This window comes from Coprococcus eutactus (genome assembly GCF_025149915.1).
Lineage (GTDB): Bacteria > Bacillota > Clostridia > Lachnospirales > Lachnospiraceae > Coprococcus > Coprococcus eutactus.
Genome location: NZ_CP102278.1, coordinates 965,852 through 982,302 on the forward strand (window position 1 = coordinate 965,852; position 16,451 = coordinate 982,302).

Consider the following 16,451-nt stretch of genomic DNA (forward strand, 5'->3'; position numbering starts at 1 on the left):
ATGCCAGATATTGCCAGCGTGATCAAAATGAGTGATCTCTATCATATCAGTCTGGATGAACTGTTGAAAGGAGATCAGGATATGATGAAAAAGATAGAGAAGGACACAAATATCGTAAGGTCCAACAGCAGGCTTATCGCTGTGGGCATAGTGGCTATCATAGTGGCTGTCGTTGTCACATTTGCAAGTATCATGACGGGAAATGCGGTGTTGGATTTCCTTGCGGCGGCGCTTCCGTGGATATTCATGGGGATTGCCCTTGCGTGTTTTCTTGCAACGAGAAAGCCTGATGAGAACACGCCGAAGCTCAGGGTGGCAGGATTTATACCTATCATGATAGGCGTGATGTTTATGATAGGTGGAATATATCTGATGAACGCATGTATGTGGAGAGGGATTGGAATTGGAGCGCTGGTTGTAGGCATTGTATTGAATGGAGTGGGGCTGGTAATTTTATTTTACAGAAAAAAATAGAGATGGAAAGCGTTGTTTGCTGTCCTTGAAATATTTGTGATAGTAGTATAATATGTAACTGTTTGGCAACGGATATATTGTATCTGATGCCAGACAGTTATTTTTTTGACCAAGGTGTCAGAGAATATGATCACACAAGAAGCAAAGCGGCTGTATAAATTTGAAAACACGTTTTGTGTTTCTCAGAACATGATAGATTAGAAGATGCGAGGAATTACGATATGATGAAATTAACAGATTTTTACTATGATCTGCCACAGGAGCTTATAGCGCAGGATCCACTTCTTAAGAGAAGTGAGTCCCGTCTCATGGTCCTGGACAGGAAAGACAATACGATAGAGCACAAGCACTTTTATGATGTGATAGACTACCTGAATCCGGGCGACTGTCTGGTCATCAACGATACAAGGGTTCTTCCGGCGAGACTCATGGGCGTCAAGGAGGATACGGGAGCATCAATAGAGGTACTACTGTTAAAGCGCAAGGATGACCGCACCTGGGAGACGCTGGTAAAGCCGGGCAAAAAGTGCAAGGTAGGTGCTCGTATAGTATTTGGCTCGGAGTCAAATGAACCTGACCCTGAGACAGGACTTATAAAGGGCAAACTTGTGGGAGAGGTTGTTGGTATAGTCGAGGAGGGCAACAGACTCATCAGATTTGAGTTCGATGGAATATTCGAGGAGATCCTTGACGAACTGGGACAGATGCCGCTCCCACCATATATCACACATAAGCTTGAGGATAAGAACAGATATCAGACTGTGTACGCAGAGCACGACGGATCAGCAGCAGCGCCGACAGCAGGACTTCACTTTACAACAGAGCTGCTTGATCAGATCAAAGCGAAGGGAATCAAGATAGCGCATGTGACACTCCATGTCGGACTCGGAACCTTCAGACCTGTTAAGGAGGAGAATATTCTGGATCATCACATGCATTCAGAGTTCTGTATCATAGAGCAAGATGCTGCTGATATGATCAACGAGACAAAGGCTGCAGGCGGAAGAGTTGTGTCCGTTGGAACGACAAGTACCAGAACACTTGAGTCCATGTCGGACGATGACGGAACAGTACATGCAGGCAGCAAATGGACGGATATATTTATTTATCCGGGATACAAGTTCAAGGTTATTGACGCGCTCATCACGAATTTCCATCTGCCGGAGTCAACGCTTCTTATGCTTGTTTCGGCGCTCTACGACAGAGAGCATATACTTGAGGCGTACAAGGTGGCGGTTGAGGAGAAGTACAGATTCTTCTCATTTGGCGATGCTATGCTGATAAAATAAGATAGCTTGAGATGTGTCCCAGTCACATGGACAGATTGGTATGGATCAATGTTGAACTGACAGGAGATAATTATGGGAAAGAAGATATGTGTTGTGTTTCCAGGTATAGGATATCATAGTGACAAACCATTATTGTACTATGGTAAAAAATATATGTCTGAGAATGGATATGAGATCGTTGATTTAAAATATGGCAAATTGCCGCACGGGCTTGAGAATGCATTTGCTGCAGGATGGGACGTGGTCATTCCTGAGCTTGACAGTATAGACTGGCGGGAGGCAGAGGATATAGTGTTCATGTCTAAGAGCATAGGCACCGTGATAGCAGCGAGATATGCTGCCGAGAAAGACCTCGATGTCAGACATATTTATTTCACGCCTCTTGCAATGACGCTGAAATATGCAGATGGACATGGAATAGCTTTTCATGGCACAGCAGATCCGCTTGCGGATACGGATGAGATAACAAAACTATGTGCGGCAAAGAACATACCTCTTTATAGATATAAAGGCGGAAATCATTCAATAGAGACAAAGGATATTCTATGGAACATAAAAACGCAGAAAGACATAGCGGAAAAGTATATAGATTATTTGAACTTCTAGGTCATACGGAGGGGCAGTTATATATTGCAGAGATAGCAGTGCTCATAACACTGCTTATTGGCACGGCAGTATATATACTGCTCCTTCGTGTCTTGCCGGATACCTCGTGGCTTGAGGGGTGTCAGATACGCCGGTTTACAGGAGTGATATGTCCCGCATGCGGTACGACAAGGGCTGTGCTTGCAATGCTCCACGGACATATTCTGACGGCTATGTATTACCATGTGGCGACTGTGTATCTGGCGTGCATCTGCATCATATATTTGGTGGGCAATACGATCAGGCTTGCCACAAAGGGCAGGACACCGCTTGTGAGATTCCGGTTGTGGTATGTGTATGTGTGGCTTGGGATATTTGTGGTGTCTTACGTGGTGAAGCTGGTGGTGCCGGGATATGTCATATAATGAGCGCAAGTTGAGTAGGCGTGTGCATGTCTCTCGCTTACTCACGACGACATATGATATAAGGAGTGGTTTTATGAGACTTATGATAAAACAACGGGTATTTGCCTGGACAGATACCTACGATATATATGATGAATGGGGAAACAAAAAATATTTTGTGAAGTCGGAGGCATTTCGGCTGACGCATCAGGTTCACGTATATGACATTGCGGGAAATGAGATAGGTCTTATCAGTCAGAGATTATTCACATTCCTGCCTACATTTGACATCAGTGTGGGTGGCAGACCGTGTGGAAGTATCAGGAAGGAATTTACATTCTTCAAGCCTTCGTACAGTATTGAGTATGGTGGATGGCAGTGTGATGGAGATTTCCTTTCGTGGAATTACAGTGTCACAGCTGGAAGCAGGCTGGTGGCAGATATAGCAAAGCAGTTTCTCTCATGGGGAGATACATACACACTTGATATCTCAGATCCGGGTGATGAGATCATGGCACTTATGCTGGTGATAGCTATTGATGCGGTCAATTGTTCACAGAATAATAATTAATTTTTAAACAGGTATTAAGAACTCCTTCATCAGAATCCATTGATAAGAAGAAAAAGATGCTTGAGGCAAGAAAGCGGATTGAAAATAAATGAGTTATTTGACAACAGAAGAATTTGAAAGTATTTTGGATAATGTGTCGATATTTCCAGTTACTTCAGTAGAATTAGGAGATATTTCACAGTATTTTTTTGAATGTGGAGATGCAGAAGAGTATGTCACATTTTTGATTAATAAGATCGTTTAGAAAGCATTTAGAAATTATCCCTTTTATGTTTAGTCGGATGTATGATAGCAGAGCTCTGGATCATCCTTGGAATCTGTAATTGAATATGTTTACAAAAAGGCTTTTCGGGTTATTCGTAACCGGAAAGCCTTTTTTTGTCCAAAATCGGCACTATAATGTCGTTTCGTGAATTCAGCATTGAAGAGGTAATATAACAAAGTGTATAATATTCAAATATTTTACATAATGGGGTGAGTATATGAACCAAAGAAGTAAGCTTAATATAGCGGTATGCGATGATGATATATTTGTAACTGAACAGCTGAGTGAATGGATAAAGGAATATTTTGTTTCCAATCATTTGGAAGAACCCAACATATATGAGTTTGACAATGGCGAGAATCTGATAAAAAGCGAAGTGAAATATGATTTTGTATTCTTGGATATAGTAATTCCGGGAATGAATGGGATAAATATAGGCAGACGGCTTTTGGAGCAGAATGAGGAGTGCCTGATATATATAATAACGGCATACGACAGCTATCTTGATGCTGCTATGAGCTTGAGGGTGTTCAGGTATATTTCAAAGCCGCTTGACAAATCCCGTATATACCGAAATATACAGGATGGACTTAAGATATACACAACATCAAATACTAAGATATTGATTGAGACAAAGAATGAAAATATAATCCTCAGAGCTACGGAGATTATTTACCTGGAGGCACAGGGACATACGCTATTTGTGAACACCAGTGAGGGAAAATACATCTCTGTGAGAAAGATGGATTACTGGGAGAAGACATTGGATACAATGGGGTTTTTTAGAACACACAGAAGTTTTATTGTGAATATGGAACATGTAGTAAGGTTTGATCATTCATTGGTGTATCTGGATACTGGGGTAACAGCCTATCTAACGAAACGCAATTATCAAAATTTTAAGCATGCATTTATGATGTATTTGGAGGGGGCAAGGACATGACAATGGCTATGATTTATGGAATCGTTTTTCTGATAGAAGCGTTGATAGCATTTCAATACTTCGAGTGGATGTTTGTAAAACCAAGATATACGGTGATAAAGAGATTTGTTTTGGTGTTGGCGTGTTATGTTGTTTTATTTGGTTTGTTTGAACTAAATATATTGATATTTAATTTTATTTCATTTCCAGTATTCAACTGGATAATAATAAAATTCGTATATGGACAAAAAACTTTAAGCTCAGTTTTTCACAGTGTGGCAATGTCAGTAATTATGACATTGTCAGAGATGGTGGTTGTGGCGATATTTTCTGGAATCAGTCAAAAAGCCTGGGATCCATCTGGTGGTGTTTTGACTGTATTATTTCTAGCAATATTAAGCAAGTTTGTGTATTTCCTTGTGATGTTTGCAATCAGCCGATACGGGATGAGACACAGGGTTAATGTACATATGGGAGCACAGGGCTGGGTAATTCTTGTCATACCAGTGTGTGTGATAGTTGTTGTGTGTCTGCTCAATTACATGTGTTACTTTTCTGACATCAGCAAAATGCAGGAATCCATAGTGTTGTATTGTTCAATAATCTGTCTGGTGATAATTATTATTTCATTTGTGATCTACGGATATTTGCAGAGTGTCTACAAGGAGAATCTGGATAAAACATTGCAGATCCAGAGAGAAAAATATGACATTGAGTATTATAAAAAAATTATCAGTCAGGACGAAGAGCAGAAAATAATGATACATGACATAAAAAAGCATATCAGCGGGATACATGATCTGCTCGAACATCATGATTACGATAAGGCAGTCGAATATATTGAAAGGATATATGAATCCAACGAGTTGAAAGAGACTATAAGGTTTTCGGATGATCATATGGTAAATGTTATTCTTAATAGATATGCCAGCAGGTTCATTGATGCGGGGATTCATTATGATTTTGATGTGAGAAGGGCACGTATGGATTACATGCAGGTAGATGACTTAACTGTCCTTCTGTGTAATATGCTGGACAATGCCAGTGAGGCAATGAGTGAAATAGGCAGTGCCAGTGTGGAACTTAGAATGAATTCACAGGGGAACGATGGTGGAACGATCATATCAATGACAAATGATTGTACGCACAGATATGATTCACGAAAGTCCGGTAAGCCGGATCAAAAATTCCATGGATTTGGAATAAAGAGTATGAAAAGGGTAGCGGAAAAGTATGGTGGAAGTGTTGATACATATTATTCAGAGGATGATCAAAGATTCCATACGGTCATATATCTGTCAAATGTTACCCGGTAAAGATGTTAGGTATTTCTGTAAAATAAAACGGAGGTGTACGATGAACAAGAAAAAAATAATGTGTGCAGCACTTATTTCTGTTATGGCATTAAGTCTTGCCGCATGTGGAAACAAAAAGGTCGATTACGGAATGAATGGTGGCAGTGATGATGCAGATAATGCAGGAGGTCTTGAGGGACAGCTGGATATACCAGATAACTGCGATGTTACTTTTGACATAGGAGAATCAAAACTCTCATCGATAACATTGAAGGATGATGATATAGAGGTTCCAGATGCTGATAGAGTATATAAAGTCGGGTTTGACATGGTAAATGCACCATGTTCAGATGATGAACTTAAAACTATAATATCCAGACTTTTTGACGAGACATCAGAAATAAGGTGGCAGGATGGCGATGCTGCTGAGTCAAAGGAAATCCTGGATAACACGATAGCTTCATATAAGGCGGACATAGAAAAGGCTTTGGCGAGTGATGATCCTGGTTATGCAGAGCTTTTAGAGGAAGGTATGAAAAGATGGGTAGACGAGAGAAATAGCATTGATGATGAGTTACCAATAGCTACAGAATATAAGATTAATGAGCATTATGTTGCGGAATCCGGTGGGGTACAGAGAATATTTATGGCGGCATCGGATAATGAAGATGGAGGTGGATATAACAATTACTATTTTACATATGGTATGACACCTGAGGGTGAGGATAAGGCTCTTGTATCAGAGGTTCCAGGAACTGAAAGTACGTATGAGATCAATGTTGTCGGTGAAGACATATATGATGGGGATGAGAAGAACCCAATCACAGAAGATGAAGGACTCAGTTCTGCAATGAAGTTACTAGACAATCTGGGGATAAGCGGATTTGCCTGCACAGGGACAGAAGAGGCGGTGAGAGCCTGGACAGGCGGTACTTATGGTGAAGATGTCATAAAAAAGCCTGATGGATACAGATTCCAGTTCGGACGGAAGATAGATGGGATAGATGTGGTATACTCAACAGATATCGACACCGTGGATAGTATTGATACCGATAACCTTACCTATAAAGGTGGAGTTGACAAGGCGGTAATAAGTGTTGATAAGTTTGGGGTTGTCTCATCTACAGTGTATGTATATGCCGACGAGGATACGTTTGATAAAGAGGAGGTCAAGCTTTTAAGCTGGGATGAGATGATTAAAGCTGCGGGCGAGAGTATAGCCAAATATTATAAGGATCACCCGACAAATTATGGAACGGTGGAATTTAATGATGTGGAACTTGCCTATGTACCATGTGCTGATGAGTCGGGAAATAAGTATTTTGTTCCGACATGGATATTTTCTCAGAATGAATATAATGAGGATTACCGATGTGACATGCCGATACAGAGGGTATATATAAATGCGATAGATGGAAACTACATAGATATAGTGGATAACATGAAGAAGATAGGAATGTATGAGGAGACAGGCAGGAAATAGTCATGAATAAGATACCAAAGTATGTTGTTATCATAGCCTGCATATTGGTAATGGTGGTGTTGCTACCATTAGGTTATGTTAGATATAAGACGCGTTACGAAGCTGAGCAGATAAGTGTGTCAACGTCTCCAGATGGTGATTATAAGCTTGTGATCTATTCTGTTGGTGACCCGGATTTTCCATTTGGAGCTGCCCATGGAAGACTGGTGCTGAATGGCAAGGAGAAGACGGTTGCATATAGGTCATTTGAAGTGGCAAATGATGGTGCAAGATTTGACGAAAGCGATCTAAAGACGACATGGTATATTGATCGTGTGGAGGTGGTAGTGTCTGGCTCTGAACAGCGTGACGAGCTTGTGACCATGCGTTTTAATGGGCAGACCAGCAGTAGACGTCTCACGACCAGATATAGAAGAGAAGATACGGATATAGAAAAAGACAGCGAACAAGACTCTGCGATAACGGAAAAAGCTTCGGCTGACAGCAGGGAGAATGCAGAGAGCTCCACTGATTCCTCTGTTGATCCTGATGTAAATGATCAGCCAGAAAATAAGGAAATTACAGTCGGGTATCAGGCGATCTTTGAGAAATATTCAGATGCCACTGCTGGAAAATTCAAAGTGTATTGCGGCGCCTCGGAGTCATCATCAAGATGTATATTGTCTGAAAGTGATACTACAGTGGAATACATTGTATATGATGGCAAATCAGAAAATGAGAAGTGCGGTCTGTATGTAAGGTATCGCGCTGAAAAAGGCGGTGGTGGAACATATGATTATGGCAGCGCCGAAATAAAAGATATCTATGCATATATATTTTCCAGTGGAGAAGTGATAAGCAGTGGGAAAACAAACTGGGAAGATACGGGAACTGATGAGTTTGAGAGGGCAACGGAGTAAGCTGTTGTGAATAGTCCATGAACTGTGGTAAAATGAACTATAAAATAAGACTATTTAAATCATGAATTATATATATAATAAAAAGTATAAAGGCGGTGATTGTATGACAACAGTGAGCACGAAAAGTGGGAAGATAATAAATGTAGTATCAAGAGAAGAAGAAAGTAAAACGTTAACGTTATCGGATCAAGAGATGGATGCCAGAGCTGTTGAGGCGGTTAAAGCTGCAATAAATAAAGCTAAAGTCTGTAAAAAACCCATAGCCGGATATGATAAAGAGAATAAAAAAGCATATATTGAATATGCAAATGGAGAGATAAAATATGCAAAATAGAAAGCCGATGGTTCTTGTTTTTGCTGGTCCAAATGGCTCTGGTAAAAGTACGATAACGTCTTTTTTTGAAAAAGTCGGAAGATACACAAATGTAGACGATATAGTTATGTCGACAGGAATGGATAATATTGATGCAGCAATTCTTGTGGATAAAATGAGATATGAATCCATAGAAAAAAATGAAGATTTTACATTCGAAACTGTTTTATCATCAGAATATAAAATGGATATACTTAGGAAGGCTAAGGATGAAGGATACTTTATTAAGTGTGTATTTGTGTTGACAATTGATCCTGCAATAAATATTCTGCGAATAGAATCAAGGGTAGCATCGGGGGGACATGATGTGGAACACATAAAGGTTATAGATAGATATTATAAGTCATTGGGACATATAAAAGAGCTTATAGATATATGCGATATTTTACATGTCTATGATAACACCGAGAGTCCAAAGAGAATTATTCGTAAACATAAAGATGATTTGTCCATATATCCAAATGAATATTGGACAGAGCAGGATATCATTAAATTATTAGGATAAAAAGTAACACAAATTAAGGCGACACAGCTGTCTGGTATGATGCAAAGCATCACAGACTGTAGTGTCGCCTTTATTTGTGCTAAAAATAATCTATATATCTTTAACGTTCCAGTCCCGCCAGATCATCATAGAATCCCGGATATGAGATATTCACACACTCGGCTCCGGTGATCTCTGTATCGCCATCAGCGTTAAGTCCTGCGATGGCAAAGCTCATGGCGATCCTGTGGTCAAGGTGGCTGTCGATTACGGCTCCATGAAGTGGCTTTCCGCCACGTATGATCATTCCGTCATCGGTTGCGGTTATGTCTGCCCCCATGGCTGAGAGCGCGTTTACCATGACATCTATTCTGTTGGATTCCTTGACCTTGAGCTCCTGGGCATCCCTGATGATAGTCTCACCGTCTGCGAAGCAGGCGAGAACTGCGATGGCAGGGATCTCGTCAATGAGCTTTGGTATGATGGAACCCTCGATGACACAGCCCTTGAGACTTGATGTCTTGACTGTTATGTCAGCGGTTGGCTCACCACATCCGCTTACCACATTGGAGTATTCCATATCGCCGCACATGGCCTTGATTACTTCAAGTATTCCATCTCTGGTCGGGTTGATGCCAACATTTTTGATGGTGATGCATGAGTTCGGAGTGATAAGTCCTGCAACAAGGAAGTAAGCAGCTGATGATATATCTCCAGGTACAATTATCTTCTGTCCAACAAGCTTATCCACAGGCTTTACAGTAGCCGTAGTTCCCTCTGTTTTTATATTGCCGCCAAATGACTCAAGCATGAGTTCAGTGTGGTTTCTTGACACATATGGCTCGGTGACACTTGTCTCGCCGTCTGCGTAGAGTCCGGCAAGGAGTACACATGACTTTACCTGTGCTGATGCGACCGGGGAGTTGTAGTGTATTCCATGGAGCTCCTTTCCGTTTATTAGGAGCGGAGCACAGTCATTTCCAAGCTCCGATGTGATGTCAGCCCCCATCATGGACAGCGGTGTCATGATCCTTTTCATAGGTCTCTTGCATATCGATGCATCACCTATGAGTCTGCTTGCAAATGGCTGAGCGGCAAGTATACCCGATATAAGTCTGGTGGTCGTTCCGCTGTTGCCGACATCGAGTGTGCCTTCAGGCTTTGACAGTCCATTCAGACCTTTGCCGTATACAGTAACGATGCTGCCGTCGTAATCAATATCTATTCCCATCTGTCTGAAACAGTTCATCGAGGAAATGCAGTCGGCCCCGTTTAAGAATCCGTGTACCTCGGTTATTCCATCTGCGATTGAGCCGAACATGATGGAGCGGTGGGAGATGGATTTGTCTCCCGGTATTGTTATCTCTCCATTAAGTGATTTTACTCTGTTGATCTTCATAAATTCTCAGTATTCCTTTAATCTAGTGTAATATGTCTGGTTAAAATATTTTATTCTCCGGCTTAATATAAAATGAGCCGCGAATTTATTTGCCGATAAGTGACAGTAAGATTATAACTGCTTTTACTTAACGGTTATAAATCTTATAGCCTGCGGCCTTAAGCGCATCCTGCGCATTCTTTCTTGATTCTGCATCGTAGAATGAAAGCCTGAGAACACCCTCCTCATCCTCCCGGTTGTGGGAGACTCCGATATTCTTGAGACTTATCTTTGCCTCAGAGATAAGAGCAGTTACCTTCGCTATTGCACCAGCCTCATCAGGTATATCTACGAACAGTTCATGATGCATTCTGATGACACCGCTGCTGTTGTTAGGAATGGAATCTCTGTAGTCCCTTGCGGATGCAAAAAATGCATTTATCCCAGCCGCATCGCGCTGCTTAATATGATAAATCATTTTGTTTATAAGCTCAACATATTCCTGAAGACCGTTTACGATATTGTCAGGATTTGCCAGAAGAATGTGCTCCCATACCACAGGATTGGAGGATGCGATCCTGGTTATATCCTTGAAACCTCCGGCTGCCAGTGATTTGAAAATATTGTCCGGGCTGTCTGCCGCTGCGACAAGATTGACCAGTGAGGCGGCGATGACATGTGGTACATGACTTATATAAGAAGTTATCCTGTCGTGCTCAACCGGAGAATATATGATAGGTATTGCTCCAAGATCTCCGATAAATGTGGAGAACTCCTCAGTCTTGCCCGGCAGAACCCCATCAGCTGGTGTGATGAAGTAATAGGCGTTCTCTATGAGCCTGTCGGTGGCCGCCTCGTAGCCAGATCTCTCAGAGCCGACCATAGGGTGTCCGCCGACAAAATACCTGGCAAGCCCGAGCTCCTGAACCGCTTCATATATGTCGAGCTTCACGCTTCCGACATCAGTCAGTATGGTGCTGTCTGTAAGGAATGGCCCTAGCTGGCGCAGGTATTCTATATTATAGTGGACCGGTGCACATAGAAAGATATAGTTACACCCAGCTATAGTGTGTATGTCATCTGTATATTCAGTCAGCGTTCCATCGGAGACAGCTTGCTTGAGAGTGGATATATTGTTGTCAAAGCCGACTATTCTGTAATCAGGGAAAATGCGGTGGATGGATTTGGCAATAGATCCTCCGATAAGTCCAAGACCAATAAATCCTATTGAAAAATCATTCATTTTACGTTCTCCTTTAACGGTTTGACGCATAAAAGCGTTAAAGTATCTAAAGGCGATTATACAGCCTTTTGAAAGACAGAGCAAGAGAAGATTCACATTGCGATAAAAAACTTGAATATCAGATGTGGATATTAAGCTAAAATAAGAAGTAAGGGAATTGTATAAGCTGAAGATTTGTACTAAAATCTTTGTGAAGAACGCAGACGATGCACATAAGAAAGGGTACTGATGTGTGCGTTTGCCGACCGACCATTATAAGGAGGATAATTTATTATGATAGATACATTATGCAGACTACTGGACGCAGGTGTTACACAGTTTCATGTTGTGAAGGAATGTGAAGATATATTGCTGGATCATGATTACAGGAAATTAGACATAGGTGAGCGCTGGGAGCTTATGGCAGGTGGAAGATATTATGTAAAACCATATCCATCAATGCTGGTTGCATTTGCAATTGGTGAGGTGCCTGAGTATGGAAGACTGAATATAGGACTTGCCCACACGGATTTTCCGATGCTCAAGATCAAGACACAGCCTGATATGAACAGGTGCGGTTATCAGACGCTCAATGTTGAGCCTTATGGAGGACTTATCAAGGAAACGTGGTTTGACAGACCTCTTGGGATTGCGGGAAAGGTCGTGGTTCAGACAGAGGATCCATTCAGACCGAGGACATATCTGTATGATTCAGAGAGGGCTATGTGTATTGTCCCAAGTCTTGCGCCACACCTGAGAAAAGAGACTACCGGTGATAAGATGAATGTGCAGAAGGAGCTTATACCGGTATATGGGCTGAATGGGCAAAACGTTAAAGAAAAAGATATATTACAATACGTGGTTGATGATCTTGGACTTTTGAAGGATGATATACTGGATTACGATCTGTATCTTTACAATATGGATCACATGGAGATCGTTGGGGCAGAGAAAGATATGATAGCATCGCCGAGACTTGATAACATAACATCGGTTTCAGTGCTGGTGGATACCATGTGTAAAACTGAAAAAGGTAACTGCATAAATGTGATATCATTGTTTGATAATGAGGAGATAGGCAGTAGATCAAAGCAGGGTGCAGATTCATTGATGCTGTCTGGAATAGTAGACAGGATCATGAGTGGACTGGATATGGAGGAGAATGATAGAATGCGAATCATGAGGGATGCGTTCATGTTGTCACTGGATGTGGCTCACGCATCACATCCTAATTATCCGGAAAAGAGTGATCCGACTAATCAGATAGTCATGGGATGCGGAGTTGCACTTAAGTCTAGCGCAAGTCAGAGATATGTGTCAGACAGTGAGGCTTCAGCTGTAGTGATGGCTCTTGCAAGAAAAAATGATATAAAAGTTCAGCGTCAGGTGAACCGGTCGGGCATGGCTGGGGGACAGACTCTAGGTCCTATAGCGTCATCGTATCTTCCGGTCAGAGCTGTGGATATGGGAATTCCAATCTTGGCGATGCATTCGGCGATGGAACTTGGAAGCGCTGAGGATTACAGCCAGCTCAAAGCTTTATGTTCGGCAGTGTTTGAAATGTAATATATTACATAAGATTATAGAAGAATGAGGTATTTGAGCAATTTACTTGTACAGGTATTACGATTATGTTACAATAAGTTGATCTGTTTTAATATTTATAAGGAGAGACTCGCGATGGCGAGGAAAATCCTTAACAGGAGGATACTCATGAAAAAGAAATATTTAAAATACGCAGTGCTTTGCCTTGGACTTGCATCTATGCTTGCATTTGCGGGATGTGGAAACAAGAACAGTGATGCAACCACAGCTAAGCCTACAGAGACGGAAGCTACAACAGAAGTGACCACGATGGCTACGACAGAGGCGACCACGGAGGCTCAGCCGGAGAAGGACAAGGATGGATTTACCATTTGCAAGGACAAAGTAAAGACACTAGACTATGTAAATGTCAGAACCACACCATCCACAGACGGTGATGTTTATCAGGAACTTGCAAATGATGTTGAACTCGACAGAGTTGGTTACAACGATGAGTGGAGCAAAGTATCCATAGATGGTGGAGAGTACTATATATTCTCAGAACTTCTTGAGGTCGTTGGCGGAGAGAAGAGTAATGCGTCAACTGAGGCGGCCACAACAGAGAGTTCATCGGATGACACCACCGAGGCCACAGTTAAGTCCAACGTGGGAAACGGAAGAATGATAGTGATTGATGCCGGACATCAGCAGACGGCAAATGAAGAGAAGGAGCCTATAGGTCCTGCCGCTACAGAGACAAAGGTAAAGGCAACCCCGGGCAATACAGGTGTTTCAACAGGAATAGCTGAGTATGAGCTGAATCTTCAGATAGCAAAGAAGCTTGAGACAGAGCTCACAGCCAGGGGCTACAATGTCAAGATGATCAGAACAAGCAATGATGTGGATATAAGCAATGCTACAAGAGCAGAATATGCAAATAATCTGAACGCTGAGGCTGTCATCAAGATTCATACAAATGGTTCCACAGACAACACAGCAACGGGAGTTATGACTGTGTGTCAGACGTCATCCAACCCATATAATTCAGCAATCTATGACAAATGCAAGGATCTTGCCACAAATGTTCTGGCGGGGCTTATTGCATCAACCGGCGCAAAGAGTGATGGAATATGGGAGACCGATTCTATGAGTGGCATCAACTGGAGTACAGTACCGGTCACTATAGTTGAGGTTGGATATATGACAACAGCATCTGAGGAGGCACTTCTTGTTACAGATGATTATCAGAACAAGATAGTAAAGGGCATAGCAGACGGACTTGACACATATGTGACAGGTGGCGATTCATCTTCAGATATAGCGACAGGTTCAGCATCAGGTGAAGCTTCATCAGAGGAATCATCGATGGAGGCTGCCACAGATCTGACAGAGTAATATCACAGCTCATAGAAGCAGTAATTGGCATAATATATAAAAAATAAAACATCATGCATGTTATACCTCATTGAATATACTGAGTGTTTCAAATCGGGGGAAGGTGCATGATGTTTTTATTTACGCGGAGCAACGAGCTAAAGTCTGAACCTTTACAACATTTATTATATGGTATGCGATAGCGCAGATACCTCCTCCGGGGTCAGCTCCCGGTAACTGCCTGTTGGCAGATCGTCTGCTATGTGCAAGTTGCCCATGGATATGCGTTTTAGAAATGTGACGGACATATTCACGGCCTGGAACATTCTCTTGACCTGGTGGAAACGTCCTTCAGTGATGGTCAGTTCTATGCGGGAGCTGCCCGTACTGCGGTCTGCCTCAATGATCTTGAGACTGGCAGGGAGAGTTGGAGTGTCGTCGCCGATATCGATCCCCTGCTTAAAGAGGGATATTGTCTGGTCGTCCACATATCCATCGATATCTGCATAATAGGTCTTAGCGATGTGGTGAGCGGGAGATAGCAGATGGTGAGCCAGCCGACCGTCATTTGTGATTATAAGAAGTCCTTCTGTATCAAGGTCAAGTCTTCCCACGGGAAAAAGGTCCTTTGTATTTTCTCCATTTAACAGGTCTATAACAGTCTGGTGAACATTGTCCTTGGTTGCACTCACACACCCTGCCGGTTTATTGAGTAGGAAGTATCTGTATTTGGAATAGCAGAGTTGTTTTCCGTTATATTTTATTGTATCTGTGTCTTCGTTGATCTTCATGTCAGATGAAGCAGCGTTAGTGCCGTTCACTGAAACCATGCCTTTTTTTATGTACTGTTTTACCTGGCTTCGGCTGCCGATATTCATCTCAACAAGAAATTTGTCAAGTCTCATAAGAATTCTCCTTAATGTGTTATCTTTGTTGATATCATAACATGCAGGCTGTTTTATTTCACCAGATTAATGAGAAATATGTAATAAATGCGCTGAGAAAAAATGCGCGTCGTCTATAACCGCGAGTTGTTACAGAACACAACATATCGTTACGCATAGTCGTAAAAAACCACTATAAATTGATGTTTTTTTGTCATATTTGGTTGACACAATTACATGTCTAGTGTATTATATTTAACAGAAATGTAACAAACAGGCGTTGTTTGTAAATAAATGATTACGAAATAAGAATAAGAGTAAATTATTATATTATATGACAGAGGGATAAAAAATGACAAGATCACGTAGTAAAATGGGAAGATTTGTAGATCACATGAGAAGAAATGTACTTAGCTATAAGTACTTAAAGCATAATATACTTATGACATCACTGGTGGTTGTTATCGCACTTTGTATTTTTGCGGTCGTAAGTTTTGGAGAGAATGCAGACCCGTTGGCGGATGAGCTTTACGTCAATGAGAGTGTAACAATAGATCAGAGTAAAGCGGTCATGATGGCTGATGGCAGCGTTGATATGGCTATGGATGCGGCAATCCCGGCAGACAGATATGTGGCTGCCAATGATACCGCAAGAGTAGCAAGCAGCGGGCTGGGAAGTTCGTCGGCGACAACAGAGAGTATAATAGAGAGTACAACAGATAGCACAACAGATAAAGTAACAACAGAGGAGAGTACAACAGAGAAGACAGAGGTTATGGCAGGCGTAACAGCGTCGGTACTCTATGATGGTGTTGACGTATATGCAAAGCAGGCATCAGACTCGGATGCCATTGCGACAGTAAACAGTGGAGAGGTATTTGATGTTGTATCACAGGATGAGAGCTGGATCGGTGTTCAGCTTTATGATGGATCAGTAGGATATATCTCAACAGAGTATGTAAGTGTAGATGCCTCGCTTCAGTAGTGTATAAAGTATCTTTCACCCGGATACAGGCAACATGTTA

Annotated in this window: 18 protein-coding genes; 15 read left to right on the forward strand and 3 right to left on the reverse strand. The window is 41.8% G+C overall.

Annotated features, from left to right (window positions below; genetic code table 11):
- Positions 1-81: 81 nt before the first annotated feature.
- From NQ536_RS04125 to NQ536_RS04180, 12 genes are all read left to right on the forward strand, one after another.
- Entirely contained in the window at positions 82-474 is a 393-nt protein-coding gene (locus NQ536_RS04125) for a hypothetical protein (RefSeq protein WP_155803734.1), read from the forward strand.
- A gap of 224 nt (positions 475-698) precedes the next feature.
- A complete protein-coding gene (queA, locus tag NQ536_RS04130; protein WP_044997699.1) occupies positions 699-1,763 on the forward strand; it encodes a tRNA preQ1(34) S-adenosylmethionine ribosyltransferase-isomerase QueA in 1,065 nt (354 codons plus the stop codon).
- 72 nt (positions 1,764-1,835) lie between these two features.
- Positions 1,836-2,369 carry an alpha/beta hydrolase family protein gene (locus NQ536_RS04135; RefSeq protein WP_004848586.1) on the forward strand — a complete coding sequence of 178 codons (534 nt, stop codon included), beginning with the start codon at positions 1,836-1,838 and terminating at the stop codon, positions 2,367-2,369.
- A complete protein-coding gene (locus tag NQ536_RS04140) occupies positions 2,309-2,773 on the forward strand; it encodes a DUF2752 domain-containing protein (protein ID WP_081445836.1) in 465 nt (154 codons plus the stop codon). Before NQ536_RS04135 ends, NQ536_RS04140 begins: the two co-directional genes overlap by 61 nt.
- 73 nt (positions 2,774-2,846) lie before the next feature.
- Complete coding sequence (locus NQ536_RS04145) at positions 2,847-3,323, forward strand: LURP-one-related/scramblase family protein (RefSeq protein ID WP_004848589.1); 477 nt, start codon at positions 2,847-2,849, stop codon at positions 3,321-3,323.
- Positions 3,324-3,420: 97 nt separating this feature from the next.
- Positions 3,421-3,567 (forward strand): hypothetical protein, encoded by a 147-nt coding sequence (locus tag NQ536_RS04150; RefSeq protein WP_155803736.1) that lies wholly within the window; start codon positions 3,421-3,423, stop codon positions 3,565-3,567.
- Between the two features lie 238 nt (positions 3,568-3,805).
- Positions 3,806-4,531 carry a LytR/AlgR family response regulator transcription factor gene (locus NQ536_RS04155; RefSeq protein WP_004848593.1) on the forward strand — a complete coding sequence of 242 codons (726 nt, stop codon included), beginning with the start codon at positions 3,806-3,808 and terminating at the stop codon, positions 4,529-4,531.
- A complete protein-coding gene (locus tag NQ536_RS04160; RefSeq protein ID WP_004848594.1) occupies positions 4,528-5,826 on the forward strand; it encodes a GHKL domain-containing protein in 1,299 nt (432 codons plus the stop codon). Before NQ536_RS04155 ends, NQ536_RS04160 begins: the two co-directional genes overlap by 4 nt.
- A gap of 40 nt (positions 5,827-5,866) precedes the next feature.
- Entirely contained in the window at positions 5,867-7,288 is a 1,422-nt protein-coding gene (locus NQ536_RS04165; protein ID WP_044997648.1) for a hypothetical protein, read from the forward strand.
- Between the two features lie 2 nt (positions 7,289-7,290).
- Positions 7,291-8,187, forward strand: coding sequence for a hypothetical protein (locus tag NQ536_RS04170; RefSeq protein ID WP_004848597.1), 897 nt, complete (start codon positions 7,291-7,293; stop codon positions 8,185-8,187).
- 103 nt (positions 8,188-8,290) lie between these two features.
- Positions 8,291-8,521 carry a hypothetical protein gene (locus NQ536_RS04175; protein ID WP_044997650.1) on the forward strand — a complete coding sequence of 77 codons (231 nt, stop codon included), beginning with the start codon at positions 8,291-8,293 and terminating at the stop codon, positions 8,519-8,521.
- On the forward strand, positions 8,511-9,065 hold the full coding sequence (locus NQ536_RS04180) for a zeta toxin family protein (protein ID WP_004848601.1): 555 nt from the start codon (positions 8,511-8,513) through the stop codon (positions 9,063-9,065). The genes NQ536_RS04175 and NQ536_RS04180 overlap by 11 nt, the downstream gene beginning before the upstream one ends.
- 100 nt (positions 9,066-9,165) lie before the next feature.
- Here the strand turns inward: NQ536_RS04180 and aroA are convergent, their stop codons facing one another.
- On the reverse strand, positions 9,166-10,443 hold the full coding sequence (aroA, locus tag NQ536_RS04185) for a 3-phosphoshikimate 1-carboxyvinyltransferase (protein ID WP_004848602.1): 1,278 nt from the start codon (positions 10,441-10,443) through the stop codon (positions 9,166-9,168).
- A 127-nt stretch (positions 10,444-10,570) separates the two neighbouring features.
- Positions 10,571-11,665: a prephenate dehydrogenase gene (locus NQ536_RS04190; protein ID WP_044997652.1), complete on the reverse strand. Its 1,095-nt coding sequence runs from the start codon at positions 11,663-11,665 to the stop codon at positions 10,571-10,573.
- Between the two features lie 273 nt (positions 11,666-11,938).
- Here NQ536_RS04190 and NQ536_RS04195 point away from each other — a divergent pair, with 273 nt between their 5' ends.
- Both NQ536_RS04195 and NQ536_RS04200 read left to right on the forward strand, forming a co-directional pair.
- Positions 11,939-13,210 carry a M18 family aminopeptidase gene (locus NQ536_RS04195; protein WP_004848607.1) on the forward strand — a complete coding sequence of 424 codons (1,272 nt, stop codon included), beginning with the start codon at positions 11,939-11,941 and terminating at the stop codon, positions 13,208-13,210.
- Positions 13,211-13,357: 147 nt separating this feature from the next.
- On the forward strand, positions 13,358-14,563 hold the full coding sequence (locus NQ536_RS04200) for an N-acetylmuramoyl-L-alanine amidase family protein (RefSeq protein ID WP_155803738.1): 1,206 nt from the start codon (positions 13,358-13,360) through the stop codon (positions 14,561-14,563).
- 164 nt (positions 14,564-14,727) lie between these two features.
- On the opposite strand, the gene NQ536_RS04205 is transcribed toward NQ536_RS04200, so the two are convergent.
- On the reverse strand, positions 14,728-15,447 hold the full coding sequence (locus tag NQ536_RS04205; RefSeq protein WP_004848611.1) for a pseudouridine synthase: 720 nt from the start codon (positions 15,445-15,447) through the stop codon (positions 14,728-14,730).
- A 352-nt stretch (positions 15,448-15,799) separates the two neighbouring features.
- Between NQ536_RS04205 and NQ536_RS04210 the strand changes: the two genes are divergently transcribed.
- Positions 15,800-16,411, forward strand: coding sequence for an SH3 domain-containing protein (locus NQ536_RS04210; RefSeq protein ID WP_004848612.1), 612 nt, complete (start codon positions 15,800-15,802; stop codon positions 16,409-16,411).
- Positions 16,412-16,451: the final 40 nt, after the last annotated feature.

Bases quoted from the DNA above. Each gene is read 5' to 3' on its own strand.
- NQ536_RS04125 (WP_155803734.1), top strand. From the start codon at position 82: ATGATGAAAAAGATAGAGAAGGACACAAATATCGTAAGGTCCAACAGC.
- queA (WP_044997699.1), top strand. From the start codon at position 699: ATGAAATTAACAGATTTTTACTATGATCTGCCACAGGAGCTTATAGCG.
- NQ536_RS04135 (WP_004848586.1), top strand. From the start codon at position 1,836: ATGGGAAAGAAGATATGTGTTGTGTTTCCAGGTATAGGATATCATAGT.
- NQ536_RS04140 (WP_081445836.1), top strand. From the start codon at position 2,309: ATGGAACATAAAAACGCAGAAAGACATAGCGGAAAAGTATATAGATTA.
- NQ536_RS04145 (WP_004848589.1), top strand. From the start codon at position 2,847: ATGAGACTTATGATAAAACAACGGGTATTTGCCTGGACAGATACCTAC.
- NQ536_RS04155 (WP_004848593.1), top strand. From the start codon at position 3,806: ATGAACCAAAGAAGTAAGCTTAATATAGCGGTATGCGATGATGATATA.
- NQ536_RS04160 (WP_004848594.1), top strand. From the start codon at position 4,528: ATGACAATGGCTATGATTTATGGAATCGTTTTTCTGATAGAAGCGTTG.
- NQ536_RS04165 (WP_044997648.1), top strand. From the start codon at position 5,867: ATGAACAAGAAAAAAATAATGTGTGCAGCACTTATTTCTGTTATGGCA.
- NQ536_RS04170 (WP_004848597.1), top strand. From the start codon at position 7,291: ATGAATAAGATACCAAAGTATGTTGTTATCATAGCCTGCATATTGGTA.
- NQ536_RS04175 (WP_044997650.1), top strand. From the start codon at position 8,291: ATGACAACAGTGAGCACGAAAAGTGGGAAGATAATAAATGTAGTATCA.
- NQ536_RS04180 (WP_004848601.1), top strand. From the start codon at position 8,511: ATGCAAAATAGAAAGCCGATGGTTCTTGTTTTTGCTGGTCCAAATGGC.
- aroA (WP_004848602.1), bottom strand. From the start codon at position 10,443: ATGAAGATCAACAGAGTAAAATCACTTAATGGAGAGATAACAATACCG.
- NQ536_RS04190 (WP_044997652.1), bottom strand. From the start codon at position 11,665: ATGAATGATTTTTCAATAGGATTTATTGGTCTTGGACTTATCGGAGGA.
- NQ536_RS04195 (WP_004848607.1), top strand. From the start codon at position 11,939: ATGATAGATACATTATGCAGACTACTGGACGCAGGTGTTACACAGTTT.
- NQ536_RS04200 (WP_155803738.1), top strand. From the start codon at position 13,358: ATGAAAAAGAAATATTTAAAATACGCAGTGCTTTGCCTTGGACTTGCA.
- NQ536_RS04205 (WP_004848611.1), bottom strand. From the start codon at position 15,447: ATGAGACTTGACAAATTTCTTGTTGAGATGAATATCGGCAGCCGAAGC.
- NQ536_RS04210 (WP_004848612.1), top strand. From the start codon at position 15,800: ATGGGAAGATTTGTAGATCACATGAGAAGAAATGTACTTAGCTATAAG.